Origin of the sequence: Binatus sp. (SeqCode) (genome assembly GCF_049584895.1) — a bacterium.
Taxonomy (GTDB): Bacteria; Desulfobacterota; Binatia; order Binatales; family Binataceae; genus Binatus.
In genome coordinates this window covers 13,572-31,678 of record NZ_JBAUYR010000004.1, presented here as the reverse complement: position 1 = coordinate 31,678, position 18,107 = coordinate 13,572, and the positions used below count along the sequence as shown (strand labels likewise).

Here is an 18,107-nt window from a genome sequence, read left to right as displayed (position 1 = left end):
CCGTCGAAAGCATCGCAGGCCGCGAGGTTCGATAACTGTCGGAATCAGTGCGCGTGAGGAATTGACGTACCCTGATGGCGGCTGTGGCGGAAGCCCCAATACATAAGCTCTGCGGAGCCCCACCAAACTACCATGCTCGCCAGACTGTAGATCCACGGCGATGTGCTGACGATGCCGTCCAGCCAATCGTGCGGCGCGAACGATAAGAGCGCGAGCCACGTCGCGATCGTGATCGCGAAGCCGCCCATCAGAGCGCCGAGCTTGTCGCGCTCGAGCTGGTCGACGAATTCGATGCACACGGGGACCTTCGTCAGTTCGCAGGTTTTCCGCCGAAGCTCGCGAGTCGCCTCTTCGTGCTCAGGACATAGCGCCGGGTTGCCTCGTTGCGCCCGGACTATGAGTACGTACGAGATGGCGCTCAGGAGACCCCACGCTGCCGCCGAAATAGGTCCATACAACCATACCGAAAGGACGCCCAGGGAATCGATCCAGTTCGACGCAAAGGCCTGCGCCGCGGTCCAGGCCAGAACAATTATCGCGAGACCCGCACTGAGCGCGGCGACCCGCTCTTTTTCGTATGTCCTCTTCATCGCCCCCGCTACCGCAGCTAGTTGCCCTTTGCAATCAAAGGTCGGATCAATTCTCCTTCTACAGCCGCCTGGCCCAGCGCAAGCGCCACCGTCTCATCGCCCTTCAAGCCGCGGGTTATCTCGCAGTTGATCCCGTCGTCAAGACCGAGTTTCACATCGACCAGATGAATTCGATTGTCGCGCACGATCGGGACATAGACCTTCTCGCCGTTGAAGATCAATGCCTGGTCAGGGACCCGCGGCGCCCCGCTCGATCCTTTGATCGTAATCGCGATGTTCGCGTACATCCCCGGATACAATGATAGGTCCTGATTCTGCAGGTCGACCTCGAGCAGCATCGTTCGCGTCGCCTGGTCCAGCGCGCTCGGATGCCGCGTGATCGATCCTTTGTAATCGCGGTCCGGATACTCGTCGACTGTAACTACCGACGGGTCGCCGTCATGTACCAGCGGAGTAAAGGTTTGCGGCAGATATACATAGACGCGAAGCGGGCTCAGGGTCGCTATCTCGTAGATGCTCGGATTCGATGTACCCGCGGCGGACGGCGTGGCGACGAGCGCGCCCGGGTATAGGTTGCGCACGGTGATCATTCCGTCGAACGGCGCATAGACACGCTCGTATTGCTGCGTGGCATACAGGGATTTCCAGCTCGCCAAATCCGCGAGCATAGTCAGATGGCTTTCATCAGCAGTCTGCTGCGGGATGACGGTATTCTTTACGAGCACCTGATTGCGATCGTCTGTGATCTTCGCAAGGTCGTAGGTCGCTTTCGCGTTGCGGACTTGCTGATCGGTTTCAGGCGATATGATGGTGGCGACCAGCTGGCCTGCTTTCACCACCGATCCCTTATCCACGAACATGTCTTTCACGTAGCCGGAAATCTTCGCGTAGATCGGCGTCTCGTAAAAGCCATGGACCTCGCCCGGCAGAATGATCGTGCGCGCGGCCGTCTCTCCGTGCAGTTTGGTGCATAGAACAGTACGCCCTCGCGCCGCTGCCTGCGCCAGGTCGTCGCGCTGATTGCGGAGCGAAAGCTCGCGCGCCAGCACGATTCCGGCTGCCACGACGATGGCGATCAACGGAAGAGCGATCCACTTGAGATAAAAACCAAGGCCGCTCGAGGATGTGGTGGAGGTTTGTTCAGCCATCGAGTTTTTACATCTGCGCTTCTTTCGCGGCTTCGGTCAGTGCCCAGGTCCGACGCATTTGCGCGTCGCGCTGCAGCTTGCTGATCCGAGTGCCGCCCACGAACGAATACACGATCGGAATCACCAGCAGCGTCATGAATGTCGCAGCTATCAAGCCGCCGATCACCGCGCGCCCGAGCGGAGCATTCTCACCTCCGCCGGCGCCAAGCGCCAGCGACATCGGCAACATCCCAAGAATCATTGCCAGTGCGGTCATCAGGACCGGCCGCAGCCGCGTGGTGCCCGCCTCGATCGCAGCCGTCATCGGATCGACGTTCTCCTTCTCCATGTACTCGTTGGCGAACGTGATCAGCAGATTGCCGTTGGTGGTCGCGACCCCGACCGACATGATAGCTCCCATCAACGATTGAACGTTGAGCGTGGTATGCCAAATCACAAGCATCCACAACACGCCCGCCAAGGCTCCCGGCAGCGCCATCATGATCAACAGCGGATCGAGCCACGATTGGAAGTTTATCGCCATCAACAAGTACACAAGGACCATCGCAAGGATAAGCCCGGAGCCCATTCCGCCGAACGCCTCGCGCATCGCCTGGCTCTGGCCGCGAATCTGGACCGTCGTTCCCGGCGGGATGTCCTTGAGCGTAGCTATCGCCTTCTGCACGTCCGCGGCGACTCCACCGAGGTCGCGGCCTTCGACCCCGCAGTTCAGATCGATTACCGGCAGTACGTTCATGTGCGCGATTCCAAGCGGCGTCACCGTGTGTTCGATCGACGCGATGTTAGACACAAATTGAGTCTGCGCGTTGCTGCTGCCGGTGGTAGTGCTATCGCTGTTGCTGGTGCTGCTGACAAGGCCATTGACCGGCGTCTTGAGGACTTCATCGAACGAGTTGACCACGTGCTGCGGCGTCTGCACAGCAACGCTGTAATTAACACCGGTGTCCCAATCCAGCCAGTTGTTGGGAGCGACAACGACGCTCGAGGCGAGCGAGTTGAGCAGATTCTGGGCAGCCAGGTTCTCCGAAATACCCAACTGCAGCGCCTTGGCCCGATCGATATTCACTCTCAGCGTGGGATAGTCGAAAGTCTCCGGTATTCGCACATCAACCGCGCCCGGGATGACTTTGATTTTGGGGAGCAGCTCGACTGCGAGCTTGTACGACGAGTACGCGTCCCGGCCTTGAAACTGAACGTCTATCGGCGCCGACAGGCCGAAGTTGAGCACCTGGCTCGTGATGTCCGCGGCCTGCGAATAAATCTGCACGCCGGGCATCTGCTCGTTCACCGCTTGACGAATCTTCTTGATGTATCCCAGGCTCGGATGATGCTTCTCTGACAATTCGATCTGCAGATCCGCGTCCTGCGGACCGATCGTATCGGTCTGGTAAAAGAGCAGCGCCCAGTAGACCGGCAGACCGATGTGATCGGTCATCAGTTGAAGTTCGTCGGAAGGAATCGTCGAGCGCACGATGTTCTCGACCTTCGCCATCATCCGCTCAGTCTCTTCCAGCCGAGTTCCAGCCGGTACCCGCACGTGCAGTTTGATTTGACCCGCGTCGACGTACGGAAAAAAATCCTGGCCAACCGCGAACAACAGCAACATCGACGATAGAATCACTACCGCGATGCATCCGAGCACCAGCCCGCGATGCTCCAGCGCGGTCGTGAGTCCGCTTTTGTATCTCCCTTTGAAACGCTCGAAAGCCTGGTCGAACCGCTCGAGGTACTCGCCTACGCGCCCGCCGATTCCGTGCTCATTGGGATCCTCGGGCAACAGGTTTATCGCCATCGTGGCGACCAGCGTTCGCGAGAGCAGATACGACGTGAGCATCGCGAAGATTACGGCCATCGCGAGCGGAGTGAACAGGAATTTCGACACGCCTTTCAGCATCGCGACCGGCGCGAAGACGATACAGATGCAAAGCGTGCCGACCAGCGCCGGCATCGCGATCTGATGCGCCCCGTCCAGAATGGCGACCGCCAGCGGTTTACCCATCGCATGGTTGCGATGGATATTTTCAACCTCGACGGTCGCGTCATCCACCAGCATTCCGACCGACAACGCGAGCCCGCCGAGAGTCATTATGTTGATCGTTTGTCCGGTCACGTGCAGTGCGGCGATCGAGGTCATGATCGCGAGCGGAATCGACGTGATCACGATGAGGGTGCTGCGCCACGACCCCAGAAAAACGATCGTCATAATCCCGACCAGCACCGAAGCAATGAAAATTTCCTGAAAGACGTCGATCAGTGAATCTTTGACGAACAGTGATTGATCGAAGGCCAGGTAAATTTTGGTCCCTTTGGGCGCCAGAGCGTTAATTCGCGGAATGACGCCCTTGACGTCGTTAACCACGTCGAGCGTCGACGCCGACGCGAGCTTCAGCACGTAACGAAACGACGCCCGGACCCCGTTCACACGCGCGATGTCGGTTTGCACCGCGTAGCTGTCGCTCGCGGGCGCCACGTCGCCAACAAACACCGTCGCGTTGTTCTGGTACTTGATCGGGATATGGTTGAACTCGTCGACCTTGATGGGACTGCCGTTTAGCGTGACGACATATTCGTAGTTACCGAACTTTGCGGTGCCGCCCGGCAGAATCACGTTCGATGTCTCGAGCGTGTTCAAAACGTCTTGCGGGGACACCCCTTTCGCATACAACCGCCCCGGATCGAGGTTGAGCATCACCTGCCGGGTCGCGCCGCCGAACGGAGCCGGGCTCTGCACTCCCGGCAGGGTGAACAGGAACAACCCGACAAAGTTGAACATGTAGTCGTAGAGCTGCATCTCCGACAGCGTTTCGCTGGTGCTGATGACGTCGATGATCGGGACGTTGGTCGCGTTGAAATTCAGGATGGTCGGCGGTGCGATGCCCTGGGGCAGAATATTTCTGATCGCGCTAGTGACTGAGGACAATTGCGCAATCGCAAGCGCGGTGCTCGCGTTCTCTTGAAAATAAATCTTGACCACCCCGATGCCGCTAAAGGAGTTGGACTCGATGTGATCGACTCCGGTGACGGTCTGCGAGGTCGCCCGCTCCGTGATGTTGACGATCCGCTTTTCGATTTCGGGCGCCGACATTCCCGGGTAGTACCAGACCAGGTTGACTTCGGGCAGGTTGACGGCGGGAAAGATGTCCTTGGACATCGAGAAAAATGAGTACAGCCCAAACAGCATCATCAACGCGGCCATCGCGATGATGGTGACCGGACGCCTCAGAGCGAGTGCGACTATCCACATATTGCAACGATTCCTGGCCCGCGGCTCTCTGTCCGCTCAGCCACCATAAAATCGCGCAATCCCGGCTGAGGCAACCTGCAATCGTATTCAAGTGCGAACGAATTGAATCCCGTCAGTTACTCCTGTGAATAGGGTCGATCCACGCGACCGCCTCGGGCTTCTCCACGGCTTCAATGTCGAGGTTGACAACCACAGCTTCCTGGTCGCTGCGGACAATCACGCACTCGAGCGGGTCTTGCGTCAGAGCATTTATTTCCTGATGCGGCACGTAGGGTGGGATATAAATGAAGTCTCCCGGCCCAGCCTCCGCGGTGTATTCCAGATGTTCGCCCCATCGCATACGCGCGCGCCCGCGTATGACGTAAATGACGCTCTCGAGCGATCCATGATGGTGCGGTCCGGTTTTGGCATTCGGTTCGATTCTGACCGTCCCGGCCCAGATTTTCTGGGCTCCGACCCGAGCGTGGTTGATAGCCGCGGCCCGAGTCATTCCAGGCGATTGCGGAGTGTTCTGATCCAACGAATCGCCAGGAATGATCCTGACGCCATCGCTCTTCCAATTTTTTTCCTCGCTGGTCATGGCGTTCTCCTTAGCTTCTCTGCTCGAATTGGCGAACACACCGGGCGCTCAGCCACCATAAAATCGCGCAACCCCGGCTGAGGCAACCTGCAACCGCGCCTCGCTTTGGCGAGTGCAGTCTTGGGAACTTGGGCACTGGTTCTCAAACTGAACCAGTGCCCAATAGGCGCATCGGAAATTCGAATCCTAGCGAGAGTCTTGACTAGATTGAGCATTTAGTCTAGTAAATCTATCGGCTTATAAACAAATATGCTTTCAAAGAAATCCAAATATGCCCTCAAGGCGATGCTGGTCCTGGCCAAGGAATACGGCCAAGGACCGGTGTTGATTTCTGATATGGCGCAGCGCGAGGGTATCCCGCGCAAGTTTTTGGAACTGATACTGCTCGAGCTCAAGAACCAGGGGCTCCTGCAGAGCAAGAAGGGCAAGGGCGGTGGATATTTCCTTGGACGCGAGCCTCACTTGATCAGCGTCGGGCATATAATACGCGTGCTGGACGGGCCGATCGCGCCGTTGCCATGCGTCAGCAAGACGGCTTACATGCGATGCCGCGAGTGTCGCGACGAGCGCAGTTGCGGCATCAGGATCGTGATGAAAGAAGTCCGCGACGCGACCGCGAGAATAATGGATTCGACTTCGCTCGAGGACATGCTCAAGCGGGTCGAGGCAGTGGTCAGCGGCAACGAATCGCTGAGTTTCTCTATCTGAAAATGGAGTCAGCCTTTTTTTGAAAGATTAGTCTAGTCATCTAATAGGATAGATTATGAAACCAGATTCGAATCTGAACAGCCGCGTCGACCTTCAACCAGATGGGGATCCGGGCAACGAAATCCTCCGGCGAATCGCGAACGCAATCAGCGGGGTGCGCTTCGGATCGGTCGAGGTCGTGATCCAGGACTCGCGCGTCGTGCAAATCGAGCGCAAAGAAAAGTTTCGCTTCGACAAGACCGGTCGTGGATAGCCGATCGATAAGAGAGGAGTCCCGGACCAGGGAAGGATCCGGGTACATCATGCCAGAGCCGTCAATCACCAACTGCGAGCTGACCGGTCATCCGGAAGTTCCCCCAGTCGACGAGGGACTTTTTGAGATGAGAAACCGCGCTACGCTCCGTTTTCCGTGGATCCTGCCGATACTGGCGACAACTGCTGGCTTGATGATGCCCGCCGCGGCCTCCGCCCAGACCGCATGCCCCCCGACCATCAATTCGTGCGGATGCAGCATCGTCAAATCGGGATCCTACAAGATCGGGCTTGCAATCGATTCGACACAGGGACTCACACCGGCCGGTGCGTGCATCGAGATCGCCTCGAGCTTCGTGATCCTGGACGGCGGCAAGAAAAACATCACCGGCCCCGGCGGCACGAGTCCAACCGGAATCGGAGTTTGGGTTCACGCTCCCTTCCGCTCGGACTTTCTGGAATTTCGGGGCTCCGTTATTAGCGGATTCGACATCGGCTTGCTGATTCAGAGCAGGCAGACCGTCGCCGACGATGTCACGGCGAATACCAATGGAACGGCGGGCGTCGAGCTGTTCAAAGCCGAGGACATCGAGCTGACTAACACTACGGCGGAGAACAATCTCAACTACGGAATATGGCTGAGGCAAACGTCTGTCAGTGACGTGACCAATTCGAAAACTGAGTCCAACGGCGATATCGGACTGTACGTAGGATGCTCGGCGATCGGCCCGACCAGCTCCGGATGCGGTGGAGGACCGTCGCCCGGCAACTACATTTTCACCGGCAATATCCAGGCGAACGCCAACTATGGAGTCGCGCTGGATATCGGCGCCAAAGATTCGATCGTGACCAACCAGGTATTGAGCGGCGGCACACACAATCCGAAGGACGATCTGTTCGACGCGAACTCGAGTTGCGGCAGCAACAAATGGTTCGCCAACGATTCGACGGCGACCAACAACCAGCCGGGCGGCTGCATCAAATGACGAAAACTCAGGAAGGAGCTCGGACCAGGGAAGGATCCGGCTGCACCATGACAGAGCTAATTTCCAACCGCGAGCTGACCGGACATCCGGAAGTTCCCAATACGATGAGGGGCTTCCGAGATGAGAAAACTCACTTTGCCGATTCTGCCGGTCATGCTGGCGGCGGTAATTATCGGGGTGGTCTTCGCCGCCCGGCCGGCGCACGCGCAGTCGACACCCGCCGCAGATCCGAGAGATCAGGAAATTCAATTGCTCAAGACAGAAATCAACCAGCTCGAGCACCGGGTCGATACGCTCGAAGGACTTGACCAGAAGGTGAAAGTGATCGACCGCAAGCTGGAAGTCCAGCAGGAGACCGTGCAGGCCGAGCATCAGAAGGCGCTCTCGATGCCCGTGGTCCACGTAGGCGAGGAAGGATTCTCGCTCTCCTCACCCAACCACGATTACAATCTCAATTTGAGTGGAATCATCCAGGGCGACGGCCGCTTCTTCACCAGCGGCTCGGACAAGGACGTCGGCAGCACATTCTTCCTGAATCGGGTGCGGCCGATTCTGACCGGCTCGCTCGGCCAGTACTACAACTTCAACATCACGCCCGACTTCGGCCAGGGCAGGGTCACGCTGCAGGACGCGTACATCAATATGACCTATTGGGACTATGCCAGCCTGAGGGCCGGGAAGTTCAAGGCGCCGCTTGATCTCGAGCGCTTGCAGTCGGACCGCGACCTGGAATTCAGCGAGCGTTCGGAGATCCAGAACATTGTCCCGAACCGCGACACGGGTGCCAGCCTGCACGGCAGACTGCTCGATGGCCGCATTTTCTATGACGCCGCACTGATGAATGGAGTACCTGACAACACTGCCGCGGATACTACCGACCTCGACAACAATGACGGCAAGGATTTCGTCGGCCGTATCTTCGCGACGCCGTTCGAACTCAGCGAGACCCGATGGCTCAAGGGGCTGGGCTTCGGTTTCGCCGGCACTTATGGCGATGAACGCGGCACCACGACCTCGGTCTACCGGACCTACGGCATGAGTACCTGGTTCTCGTACAACTCTGGCGTAACCGCGTCGGGCTTGCGCGCTCGTCTCGAGCCCCAGGCTTACTACTACTGGCGGGGTCTTGGCTTGATGGCCGAATATGCGCAGGACGAGCACTCGCTGAACCTGTTTACTACCAAGGGTAGTGCTCCGTTCAAAAGGCTAATCGATCGCACCGATACCTTCACCGACACCGGCTATATGGCGCAGGCTTCCTACATACTGACCGGGGAAGACGCGTCGTACGGTTGGGTCAAGCCTTATCATTCGTTCGACCCGCGCAATGGATTCTTTGGCGCATGGGAGGTGGCGGCCAGGATCAGTAATGTCGCCGCGCAGACCCGGCAGTTCCAGCTCGGTTTCGCCAATCCGAGCTTGTCGGCAAAAACCGCGACCGAGTTTGCTGCGGGCATCAACTGGTACCTGACCCCCAACGTCAAGTGGCAGTTCGACTATGCGAACACGTTCTTCAACGGCGGCGCCGGCACGGCCACCGACGTAAAGGATCGGCCCAACGAAAGCGTCTTCGAGTCGCAACTGCAAATTTCCTTCGGATCTTAACTGGAGCAAAGAATGTTTGGTCACAGATTAAGATTTGCTAAAGCGCTCGCCGCCGTCGTCGTGATGGCGGCGAGCGTTGCTTTTGCCGTTGGGCAATCGCGCGGCGCAGAAATCACGCTCCTCAACGTCTCATACGATCCAACTCGCGAACTCTACGAAACCGTCAACGCGCAGTTCGCCAAGGATTGGAAAGCGAAGACCGGCGACGACGTCACTATCAATCAGTCGCACGGCGGCTCGGGCAAGCAGGCGCGCGCTGTGATCGACGGACTCGAGGCTGACGTGGTGACGCTCGGCCTCGCGGGCGATATCGATGCGATCGTCGAGAACGCCGACTTGTTGCCGGCAAGCTGGCAGTCGCGTCTGCCCGACAATAGCTGTCCCTACACGTCGACGATTGTGCTGCTGGTGCGCAAGGGTAATCCGAAAAAGATCCACGATTGGGATGACCTGGTGAAACCGGGCATCTCGGTGATCACGCCGAATCCGAAAGCCTCGGGCGGCGCGCGATGGAACTTTCTCGCGGCGTGGGGCTACGCGCTCAAGAAGAATGGCGGCGACGAGGCCAAGGCGGCGGAGTTCGTCGGCGCGCTCTACAAGAACGTGCCGGTGCTCGATTCGGGTGCGCGCGGCTCGACCACGACTTTCGTCGAGCGCGAAATAGGCGACGTGCTGATCGCGTGGGAGAATGAAGCGCGGATGGCGATCAAGCAATTCGGCGCCGACAAATACGAGATCGTGTATCCGTCACTGAGCATCCGGGCCGAACCTCCGGTCGCGTGGGTCGACAAGGTGGATAGCCGTCACGGCACCGCGGCTATCTCGAAGGCGTACCTGGAATTTCTGTACACGCCGGCAGGACAGGAAATCATCGCGCAGAATTTTTTCCGTCCTCAAGACCATACCGTCGCCGCCAAATATGCGAACCAGTTCCCGAACCTGCCCCTCCTTACAATCGATTCGGATTTTGGCGGATGGAAACAGGCACAGCCGAAGTTCTTCGGCGACGGCGGCGTGTTCGACAAGATCTATCAGCCGGGAAGTTAGCGGATGGCAACGAAAGCTAAGACGAGAAACAAGAACGTGCTGCCAGGATTCGGGCTGACGCTCGGCTTCACGCTCGCCTACCTCGGGATTGTCGTGCTGATTCCAATCTCGACGATCTTCTTCAAGACGTTTACGCTGACCTGGCCTCAATTCTGGGCCGCCGTCGCGAGTCCTCGCACAATCGCGGCGTACAAGCTAAGCTTCGGCGCCTCGATCGCGGGCGCCCTGATCAACTCGGTGTTCGGTTTCATCGTTGCGTGGAGCCTCGTGCGCTACGAGTTTCCCGGCAAAACTTTGATCGACGTGATGGTCGATCTGCCGTTCGCACTCCCGACTTCGGTGGCGGGAATCACTCTCACCGCGATTTATGCGGGCAACGGATGGATCGGTCGTTACCTCGCGCCGCTCGGAATAAAAGTCGCGTACGCGCCGCTCGGAGTGATCGTCGCGCTGACTTTCGTCGGGCTGCCGTTCGTGGTTCGCACGATACAGCCCGTGCTCGAGGATCTCGATCAGGAATACGAAGAGGCTGCGGCGACGCTCGGCGCGAGCCGATTGCAAACGTTCATTTTGGTAATCGCGCCCGCGCTGGTGCCCGCGCTGCTGACTGGATTTGCGCTCGCATTTGCGCGCGCTCTCGGCGAATACGGCTCGGTGGTTTTCATATCGGGCAACATGCCGATGCATACCGAAGTTGTGCCATTGCTGATCATGAGCAAGCTCGAGCAATTCGATTACGCCGGCGCAACCGCGATCGCAGTGGTGATGCTAACGGCGTCGTTCGTGATTCTGCTCGGTATCAACGTGCTGCAAAGGTGGAGTAGCCGCCGGCTGGCGGCTTGACGTTCCAGATGGCTGCTCAGTCGCAAGGCGCACCGAAAAAACCCGGGACTGCTGATCCGCCGGCGGTCAGAATTGCGTTGATCACGATCGCGCTGGTGTTCGTCGCGCTATTTATTTTCATTCCTGTGATCGCGGTCTTCACCGAGGCGCTGCAGAAGGGAATCGGTGCGTACTTCGCCGCGATAACTGATCCGGAAGCACGCGCCGCGATTCGACTGACGCTGATGACCGCTGCGATCGCGGTGCCGCTCAACGTCACCTTCGGCATCGCCGCATCATGGGCGATCGCGCGCTTCGATTTTCCCGGCAAGCAAATGCTGCTGACGCTGATCGACATCCCGTTCTCGGTCTCGCCGGTGATCGCGGGGATGCTGTTCGTGCTGCTGCTGGGAGTGCGCGCGCCACTCGGCGGATGGCTCGCTGATCACGGAATCAGAATTATTTTCGCGGAGCCGGGAATCGTGCTCGCGACGATCTTCGTGACGTTTCCACTCGCCGCGCGCGAACTGATCCCCATTATGCAAGCCGTCGGCAGCGAGGAAGAGGAAGCCGCGGTCGTGCTCGGCGCCGGCGGCTGGCAAATGTTTTTTCGCGTGACGATCCCCAACGTAAAATGGGGCCTGCTGTACGGGATGGTGCTGTGCAACGCGCGCGCGATGGGCGAGTTCGGCGCGGTCTCGGTGGTGTCGGGGCATATCCGCGGGCATACCAACACGATGCCGCTGTACGTCGAGATTCTGTACAATGACTACCAGTTCGCGGCCGCGTTTGCGGTCTCGTCGCTGCTCACCCTGCTCGCGATCGCGACGCTCATCGCCAAGTATTACCTGGAGCGCCGCGCGGTGCCGGTGAAGCAGGAGCAGGACGACATGGCGGTCAAAGTTGCGGCATGAGTATCGAGCTCAAGAACATCAGCAAAAAGTTCGGCGACTTCGTTGCGGTTGACAATATCAATCTGCATATCGAAACCGGCGAGCTGGTCGCGCTGCTGGGCCTGTCGGGCTCGGGCAAAACCACGCTGCTGAGAATAATCGCGGGGCTGGAAACGCCGGACACCGGCGAGGTGCTGTTCCACGGCGAGGACGCCAGCGCGGTCAGCGTCCGCAAGCGCAAGGTCGGCTTCGTCTTTCAGCATTACGCGCTGTTTCGCCACATGACGGTGTTCGAGAACGTCGCCTTCGGAATGCGCGTGCTGCCGCGGCGCGAACGTCCGGCAGAGGCCGAAGTCGCGCGGCGCGTGCATGACCTGCTGAAACTCGTGCAGCTCGATTTTCTCGCCGATCGCTACCCCTCGCAGCTCTCCGGCGGGCAGCGCCAGCGCGTCGCACTCGCGCGCACGCTCGCGGTCGAGCCGAAAGTCCTGTTACTCGACGAGCCGTTCGGCGCGCTAGACGCCAAGGTCCGGCAGGAACTGCGCCGATGGCTGCGGCGGCTGCATGACGAGATCAAGATCACCAGCGTCTTCGTCACGCACGATCAGGAAGAGGCGCTCGAACTCGCCAACCGGATCGTCGTGATGAACCAGGGACGCATCGAGCAGATCGGCACGGCGGAGGAAGTCTATCACCATCCCGCCAATGCGTTCGTGTACAACTTTCTCGGCAACGTGAATCTGTTCCACGGCCGAATCGAGAACGGCCGCGTGTTCCTCGGTGACACCGCGGTCGAGCTGGAGAACACGCACACGCATGCGCATCCGGACGAGAACGGCAAGGCGGTCCTCTACGTGCGGCCGCATCTGCTGGAAATCGTGCTGAGGCCCAACGGCAAGCAGACGTTCCCTGCTACCGTGAAATCGATCAACCCGGCCGGGCCGCAGGTCAAAGTCGAGCTGGTCGCCGCATGGGGCGACATGGTGCAAGTCGAAATCAGCCACGAGCGCTACCAGGTGCTGCAGCTGGAAACCGGCGCTAACGTGTTCCTGAGACCAAAGGAACAGAAGCTGTTCGTGTATCAGATCTAGCGGTTGCCGTCCTTAGCTCGCGGCTTTTTTCCTGACAAATTCGAAGCGCTTTTTCAGAACGGAATGCGCGCGGTCAGGATGACGTTGTGGTTGTAGTTGCGATGCATCGTCACCGCCACCTGATAACCAGCGCCGAACGTCAAGCCGATGCGATCGTGAATCGGGATGCGCCCGATCACGAGCCCAGGCGTGAGATAGAGCGTGCTGTGCCCGGTGTCGGCGCCGTACGACTGCCATGTGTAGTTGGTCTCGAACTCCGGCCAGAAATATTTGAAGAGGCGATATTGAAACGCGGTATTCCATGCCAGCGGCATCCCGAGCCGGTCGAGGCCGCCGCTGGGAAACGCGACTCCAACCGTTGACTGGACGTCGAAATTGCCAAATCCCTTACCGGCCGCCAGCGTCGGCGTGAAGATCCCATGACCGTTGCCGTTGACCTTCGATCCGGTCGGCACGCTGAATCCCATGAAGGCGGTGACGATGTAGTTGCCGTTTTCCTCGTTGCCGGAGAGCAGCCGGTACTTGATCAGAAATGGCCAGTCGGCGAAGCCATCGGTGTTGCGCGGAATGTTGCGCTTCAGGAACGCAGGCACCCCGATTATGACTTCAGTATTCTGAAACGGGATCAGCTCGATTCCCTTGCCGGCGCCGAAGTTGTCGGTCGCGACTCCGTCCCGCATCGACTCGAAGTACTGGTCGTAGCGCACTTCTTCTTCAAGCCGCGGCGTTACAGTCACCAGCGGAGTCACCCAGTGCGGCTGCTCACTCTGAATCTGGGTGACGCGCGGAAACCAGTTTACGAAGTAATTTATGATATCTGTGCCAAAGTCCTGCGCGCGGCATGGAGTCGCCGCGGCGAGCAGCAGCGCCAGCATGATTGCGGTAGAGGTTGGACGCGGTGGAAGCCAGATGATTTTATGTCTTTTCATAAGGGCATATCATATGCCATGTTAAGAGCGGATTGACAAGTATCATGGCATCAATTGGCAACGCCGTCGGACGCGCTCGAATGGCGCGCAATCTCACCCAAACCGAACTGGCCCGTCGCGCTGGAATCTCGCGGCAGGCGTTGGGCGCGATCGAGTCGGGCGTTTATCATCCCGGCGTGGCAATCGCGATCCGTCTCGCACGCGAACTCGGCGAGAGTGTCGAGGAGCTCTTCGGCGAAAGCGGCGATGAACCCTCGATCGTGGTCGGCGCCGGATGGTTCCAGAACGAACCCGCGCGCCGGATTGGCCCGCAATCACGGGTGGCGCTCGCGCGGGTGCGTGGAAAAGTCGTGGCCGTGCCGCAACCCGCGGCGCATCTCACGCTCGCCCCGGCGGCCGGTGTGCTTCAGCGCGCGAAGCGATCCGGCGCCGACATCGCGACGTTTCAATCGTTCAACGAAATCGATTCGACGATCCTGATGGCAGGATGCGATCCGGCGGTCGCCATTCTCACCGACTGGCTTGCGCGCCGACGGTCGCCGGTTCACGCGGTCGCGCTTCCGTGCTCGAGTCGAGCGGCGTTGCAGGCATTGGTCAATGAGCATGCTCACGTGGCCGGCGTGCATCTTCGAGATCAAAAGAGCGGAGAGTACAACCTGGCGCCAATCCGCCGCGCGTTGGGGCGGCGCCGTTCGCTGGTCGTCAATTTCGCCCGCTGGGAATTGGGCCTTGCCGCGGCGCCCGGCAATCCGCTCGCGATCCGCAGTTTCGCTGACCTGGGCAGACCGGGCTTAAGAATCGTGAATCGCGAGGATGGTTCGGGAGCGCGGTTGGCGCTCGACGAAGCGCTCGGCATGCTCGGCATCCAGCGCGATCGCGTCAAAGGTTATGATTTGGAAGTCGGCGGCCATCTCGAGGTCGCGGCTGCGATCGCGGCGGGCATGGCGGACGCCGGGGTCACCATCAGGCTCGGTGCCGACGCCTACGGGCTGCATTTTATTCCACATCAGGACGAGCGCTACGATCTCGTGATCATCGAACAGGAGGCTGAGTCGGCGCCAATCAAGGCGATGCTCGACGCGCTCAACTCGCGGCGTTTTGCGCGCGAGATCAGCCAGCTATGCGCCTACGACACCTCACAAATGGGACAGGTCGTCAGCATCTGATCTGATACTCCGACACCCTACTTGCTCCTGCTCCGATCCCTGCCTGTGAATTTTCGCTAATCCTCGACCCTTCTCAGCGTAAGAATTCGCGAGTTCGTAACAATCGACTCATCATGTCGTAACGACTCCTTTCTAGTTTGCCGTTGCCGCGGAGGGAGGACGCCGATTTCATGCATCGAGCGGGCATTTCGCGTCCTAGGGTTCTCGTCGAGAGTGTTTCGGCCGGCGAGAGTTTTCGCATCGTGGATTAGGGAGAGTCCAGGGAGGACGATGATGAGACGAACGATACGAATGGTTACGCTGTCGATGCTTGGCGCGGCGCTGATGCTCAGCGCAGTCGCGATGACGCCAAGACCGGTGTTTAGCGACGAGGTGCGGGCGATCACGCTGTACAGCGATCCCACCACCGGGCAGGTCTTCACCAAGCGATGCAGGCGATGCGTCAGGCTTGGCGAGTACATCCCGGCCGGATCGACCGAGGAGATCGAGCGCAAGGTCGAACGTCGAGTGAGCGCGCAGACCCAGGCACAACTGGATCAGGAGCGCGCTGCGATGCAGGCCGAGGAAGCGCAAAGGCAAGCCCAGCAGCAGCAGTGGAACGCCGAGATGGCCAAGCAGGTCTCGACGATTCAGCCATGGGCTACGGAATTCGGCGATCGCTGGTACAAGAAGATCTCCGTCGGCACTCTTATCTATGCAGATTACCGATACTATTCTCACACCGGATTTGGCCCGCAGTTCCTGACTCAGCAGGTCTGGCCCGGAGTCGGCAACAACAGCTTCAACTCGTTTGACATCACGCGCACCTATCTGGATTTCAAATTCACTCCAATTGACGACATATCGGCGCGCGTGACGCCTAATATGTATGTGGCGCTCAACACCGGGACCACCTGCACGGCGACCTCGACCTCGACCTCGACCGGAGGAATCAAGACCACGACCACGACCAAGTGCGTAGCCAGCAGCGGCGACAAGAGCGGGGCCAACTCCGGATTTGCCCAGACCGATGATGGCGACCTCGGATTTAGGCTGAAGTATGCGTACATCGACTACAACACCTTCTTCCAAAAGGTTCTGAAATTCGCCCCGATGCACGACGACAAAATCACTTTCGGCCAGCAGCAGAATCCGCTCGTCGATTGGGAAGAGAATCTGTGGGGCTTTCGCTACACAGCCCTCACGCCTTGGAACTATCTGAGTTTGAGTTCGACACAGGTCGGTGTCGCAATGAAGGGGCCGATCAAGTTTAACGAGAAGCAGTGGGCCGACTACGATGTCGGCGTGTACGACGACGCCAGCTTCCACGCCGTCGAGCAGAGCGCCTACAAGCAGGTCATGGGTCGCGTGACGATCAATCCATTCGGCGCAGAGTCGCGCTACGACGGCCTTGGCCTCACCGGCTTCTACGACTACGGCTACTCGAACAAGTGCACACCTGATGAAAACGAGCTGACCAACAACAACGGCACCTGCGGGCATATCGCGCGCGCCGCGGGTATCGCTCATTACAACGGATTGACTCCGTGGGATCAGACCTGGGGCGCTTTCGCCGAATGGGACTACGGTCACAACGCGTTCAGCTCATCCAACTTGTTCTCGGGTAGTGGACCGTCAGACGCAATCGGTATCCCGAGCACGGGCCCGAGCAGCTTCGCCGCCTGGAACAAGATGGTCGGAGGTATCCTGAACTCACAGTCAGTGCAGATGGGCGCAGACTTGGGCGGCCACTTCGATATCCCGTACACCCCATTCACGGCCTTCGGCCTGGCGCAGTGGTTTCAACCGAACACTCGGATAAGCAAAGACCCACTCGACTTCACCCGCTACGACCTGGGTGTGCAGTGGATGATCAACAAATACTTCAGGGTCGCGTTCGATTCACAGGCTATCCAGTACTACCACAGCCAGTTCACGTTCGCTCCGGGACAACTGGGCGCGAAGTCGGTGGCTGTGCCGTACGCGGTACCGCGTGACACCCACGCATTCTTCCTGCACCTGGAGTTCAGATACTAGTAGGATTCGGTACGGCCTGGCGCGAGCACCCAAAATGCTCGCGCCAGGCTGGGAGAGTCAGAGGCGTGGCCAGGCATCTGCGTTGAGCAATGTTGGCCCGGCCGTCACTTTGTCGGTCGCGGTGCCTCAGCCAGTCGGGCAGGCTCTGCACGTGAAGCTTAGCCCGAGTTCTGGCAGGCAGCGCGGCGTGGCGCACTCAACCTAAACTAAATCTCTGCCACCGTTCTGTCGATGTTTCGAGAGTCCTGCTGTTCGTGAGAGCCAACGCGCCCCGTTTCCACCCGGCGTGGCGCGTCCTTTTGTAAGTATGGCGCTTGACACTCACGGCTTGTTCTTTACCCGAGCTTGGAGATAGTGGGTTGTGATTAGAGTTGCTGTGTGAGATGTCTTCGATCATAGAGAAGCACTCTCAAAGCTTGTGAGATTTATGGCCCACCGCAAATTTGGTTTCGAAAACGTCTTACTACTGATTGCGCTTCCGGCCTTGTACCTATCGTCGTGCTCGTCGACCAGTATGTCATACCGGGATCGCACGAATTTGATCGAAAAGTTGCAGGAAGCGAGGCGGTCCGATCTAAGCGACGCGATGGATCCCGGGTTGGGTCCGGCTGCGCAGGGCGACTACATGACACGGGCCGCGAGGGCGCAAACGGCGATCGATGATCTGAGTGAACACACGAACGTTCCCGATTCGGAAATATCGGACGCGCTATTCGTTCCGCCCAAGCATCTCTCGCCCGAAGAGCGAGTCGTCCTGATCAAGCAACTGGAGCATGCGAAAACCCTGGACGATCAGATATACCACGACCATCTGGGCGGATGGGATCCGATACTTACCGAGGACTGCACCGTGCAGGACAAGCGGGTAGATCGTGTAGTCCGGGACCTCGAAGCTGAGCGACCGGTTTCGTGGTCGCAGATAGATCAGGCAATGTGGGTTCCGAATGAGAATGCTTGGTAGGTTTGCCTACTCAAAACACCGGGCGCCCAAGGTGGTCAACCATTGGGCCACGCGCGACACGCACGGATT

At 58.9% G+C, this 18,107-nt stretch carries 16 protein-coding genes; 11 read left to right on the top strand and 5 right to left on the bottom strand.

Annotated elements, in window-relative coordinates; all coding sequences use genetic code 11:
• Positions 1-44 precede the first annotated feature (44 nt).
• The 4 genes from WB650_RS01020 to WB650_RS01005 form a co-directional block, all read right to left on the bottom strand.
• Complete coding sequence (locus WB650_RS01020; protein ID WP_422304948.1) at positions 45-590, bottom strand: hypothetical protein; 546 nt, start codon at positions 588-590, stop codon at positions 45-47.
• A gap of 17 nt (positions 591-607) precedes the next feature.
• Positions 608-1,738, bottom strand: a complete 1,131-nt coding sequence (locus WB650_RS01015) for an efflux RND transporter periplasmic adaptor subunit (protein WP_422304950.1) — start codon at positions 1,736-1,738, stop codon at positions 608-610.
• Positions 1,739-1,745: 7 nt separating this feature from the next.
• On the bottom strand, positions 1,746-4,982 hold the full coding sequence (locus tag WB650_RS01010) for an efflux RND transporter permease subunit (protein ID WP_423959088.1): 3,237 nt from the start codon (positions 4,980-4,982) through the stop codon (positions 1,746-1,748).
• Between the two features lie 112 nt (positions 4,983-5,094).
• Complete coding sequence (locus WB650_RS01005) at positions 5,095-5,562, bottom strand: cupin domain-containing protein (RefSeq protein WP_422307070.1); 468 nt, start codon at positions 5,560-5,562, stop codon at positions 5,095-5,097.
• Positions 5,563-5,811: 249 nt separating this feature from the next.
• On the opposite strand from WB650_RS01005, the gene WB650_RS01000 reads away from it, so the two are divergent.
• From WB650_RS01000 to WB650_RS00965, 8 genes are all read left to right on the top strand, one after another.
• Positions 5,812-6,270: an RrF2 family transcriptional regulator gene (locus WB650_RS01000; protein ID WP_422307068.1), complete on the top strand. Its 459-nt coding sequence runs from the start codon at positions 5,812-5,814 to the stop codon at positions 6,268-6,270.
• Positions 6,271-6,325: 55 nt separating this feature from the next.
• Positions 6,326-6,523: a YezD family protein gene (locus tag WB650_RS00995; RefSeq protein ID WP_422307067.1), complete on the top strand. Its 198-nt coding sequence runs from the start codon at positions 6,326-6,328 to the stop codon at positions 6,521-6,523.
• Between the two features lie 49 nt (positions 6,524-6,572).
• Complete coding sequence (locus WB650_RS00990) at positions 6,573-7,508, top strand: right-handed parallel beta-helix repeat-containing protein (RefSeq protein ID WP_422307065.1); 936 nt, start codon at positions 6,573-6,575, stop codon at positions 7,506-7,508.
• Between the two features lie 120 nt (positions 7,509-7,628).
• A complete protein-coding gene (locus tag WB650_RS00985) occupies positions 7,629-9,113 on the top strand; it encodes an OprO/OprP family phosphate-selective porin (RefSeq protein ID WP_423959086.1) in 1,485 nt (494 codons plus the stop codon).
• Positions 9,114-9,125: 12 nt separating this feature from the next.
• On the top strand, positions 9,126-10,160 hold the full coding sequence (locus WB650_RS00980; protein WP_422307061.1) for a sulfate ABC transporter substrate-binding protein: 1,035 nt from the start codon (positions 9,126-9,128) through the stop codon (positions 10,158-10,160).
• A 3-nt stretch (positions 10,161-10,163) separates the two neighbouring features.
• Positions 10,164-11,003, top strand: coding sequence for a sulfate ABC transporter permease subunit CysT (cysT, locus tag WB650_RS00975; RefSeq protein ID WP_422307059.1), 840 nt, complete (start codon positions 10,164-10,166; stop codon positions 11,001-11,003).
• An 8-nt stretch (positions 11,004-11,011) separates the two neighbouring features.
• Entirely contained in the window at positions 11,012-11,896 is an 885-nt protein-coding gene (cysW, locus tag WB650_RS00970; protein WP_423959084.1) for a sulfate ABC transporter permease subunit CysW, read from the top strand.
• A complete protein-coding gene (locus tag WB650_RS00965) occupies positions 11,893-12,966 on the top strand; it encodes a sulfate/molybdate ABC transporter ATP-binding protein (RefSeq protein WP_422305426.1) in 1,074 nt (357 codons plus the stop codon). Before cysW ends, WB650_RS00965 begins: the two co-directional genes overlap by 4 nt.
• 53 nt (positions 12,967-13,019) lie before the next feature.
• Here WB650_RS00965 and WB650_RS00960 read toward each other — a convergent pair whose 3' ends face one another.
• Entirely contained in the window at positions 13,020-13,895 is an 876-nt protein-coding gene (locus WB650_RS00960; protein ID WP_423959081.1) for a hypothetical protein, read from the bottom strand.
• Positions 13,896-13,939: 44 nt separating this feature from the next.
• Here WB650_RS00960 and WB650_RS00955 point away from each other — a divergent pair, with 44 nt between their 5' ends.
• The 3 genes from WB650_RS00955 to WB650_RS00945 all read left to right on the top strand — a co-directional run bounded on the left by WB650_RS00955 (position 13,940) and on the right by WB650_RS00945 (position 18,038).
• Positions 13,940-15,061, top strand: a complete 1,122-nt coding sequence (locus tag WB650_RS00955; RefSeq protein WP_422305430.1) for a substrate-binding domain-containing protein — start codon at positions 13,940-13,942, stop codon at positions 15,059-15,061.
• Between the two features lie 273 nt (positions 15,062-15,334).
• Complete coding sequence (locus WB650_RS00950) at positions 15,335-17,077, top strand: hypothetical protein (protein ID WP_422305431.1); 1,743 nt, start codon at positions 15,335-15,337, stop codon at positions 17,075-17,077.
• 514 nt (positions 17,078-17,591) lie between these two features.
• A complete protein-coding gene (locus WB650_RS00945) occupies positions 17,592-18,038 on the top strand; it encodes a hypothetical protein (RefSeq protein WP_423959079.1) in 447 nt (148 codons plus the stop codon).
• Positions 18,039-18,107: the final 69 nt, after the last annotated feature.

Bases quoted from the DNA above. Each gene is read 5' to 3' on its own strand.
- WB650_RS01020 (WP_422304948.1), bottom strand. From the start codon at position 590: ATGAAGAGGACATACGAAAAAGAGCGGGTCGCCGCGCTCAGTGCGGGT.
- WB650_RS01015 (WP_422304950.1), bottom strand. From the start codon at position 1,738: ATGGCTGAACAAACCTCCACCACATCCTCGAGCGGCCTTGGTTTTTAT.
- WB650_RS01010 (WP_423959088.1), bottom strand. From the start codon at position 4,982: ATGTGGATAGTCGCACTCGCTCTGAGGCGTCCGGTCACCATCATCGCG.
- WB650_RS01005 (WP_422307070.1), bottom strand. From the start codon at position 5,562: ATGACCAGCGAGGAAAAAAATTGGAAGAGCGATGGCGTCAGGATCATT.
- WB650_RS01000 (WP_422307068.1), top strand. From the start codon at position 5,812: ATGCTTTCAAAGAAATCCAAATATGCCCTCAAGGCGATGCTGGTCCTG.
- WB650_RS00995 (WP_422307067.1), top strand. From the start codon at position 6,326: ATGAAACCAGATTCGAATCTGAACAGCCGCGTCGACCTTCAACCAGAT.
- WB650_RS00990 (WP_422307065.1), top strand. From the start codon at position 6,573: ATGCCAGAGCCGTCAATCACCAACTGCGAGCTGACCGGTCATCCGGAA.
- WB650_RS00985 (WP_423959086.1), top strand. From the start codon at position 7,629: ATGAGAAAACTCACTTTGCCGATTCTGCCGGTCATGCTGGCGGCGGTA.
- WB650_RS00980 (WP_422307061.1), top strand. From the start codon at position 9,126: ATGTTTGGTCACAGATTAAGATTTGCTAAAGCGCTCGCCGCCGTCGTC.
- cysT (WP_422307059.1), top strand. From the start codon at position 10,164: ATGGCAACGAAAGCTAAGACGAGAAACAAGAACGTGCTGCCAGGATTC.
- cysW (WP_423959084.1), top strand. From the start codon at position 11,012: ATGGCTGCTCAGTCGCAAGGCGCACCGAAAAAACCCGGGACTGCTGAT.
- WB650_RS00965 (WP_422305426.1), top strand. From the start codon at position 11,893: ATGAGTATCGAGCTCAAGAACATCAGCAAAAAGTTCGGCGACTTCGTT.
- WB650_RS00960 (WP_423959081.1), bottom strand. From the start codon at position 13,895: ATGAAAAGACATAAAATCATCTGGCTTCCACCGCGTCCAACCTCTACC.
- WB650_RS00955 (WP_422305430.1), top strand. From the start codon at position 13,940: ATGGCATCAATTGGCAACGCCGTCGGACGCGCTCGAATGGCGCGCAAT.
- WB650_RS00950 (WP_422305431.1), top strand. From the start codon at position 15,335: ATGAGACGAACGATACGAATGGTTACGCTGTCGATGCTTGGCGCGGCG.
- WB650_RS00945 (WP_423959079.1), top strand. From the start codon at position 17,592: ATGTCATACCGGGATCGCACGAATTTGATCGAAAAGTTGCAGGAAGCG.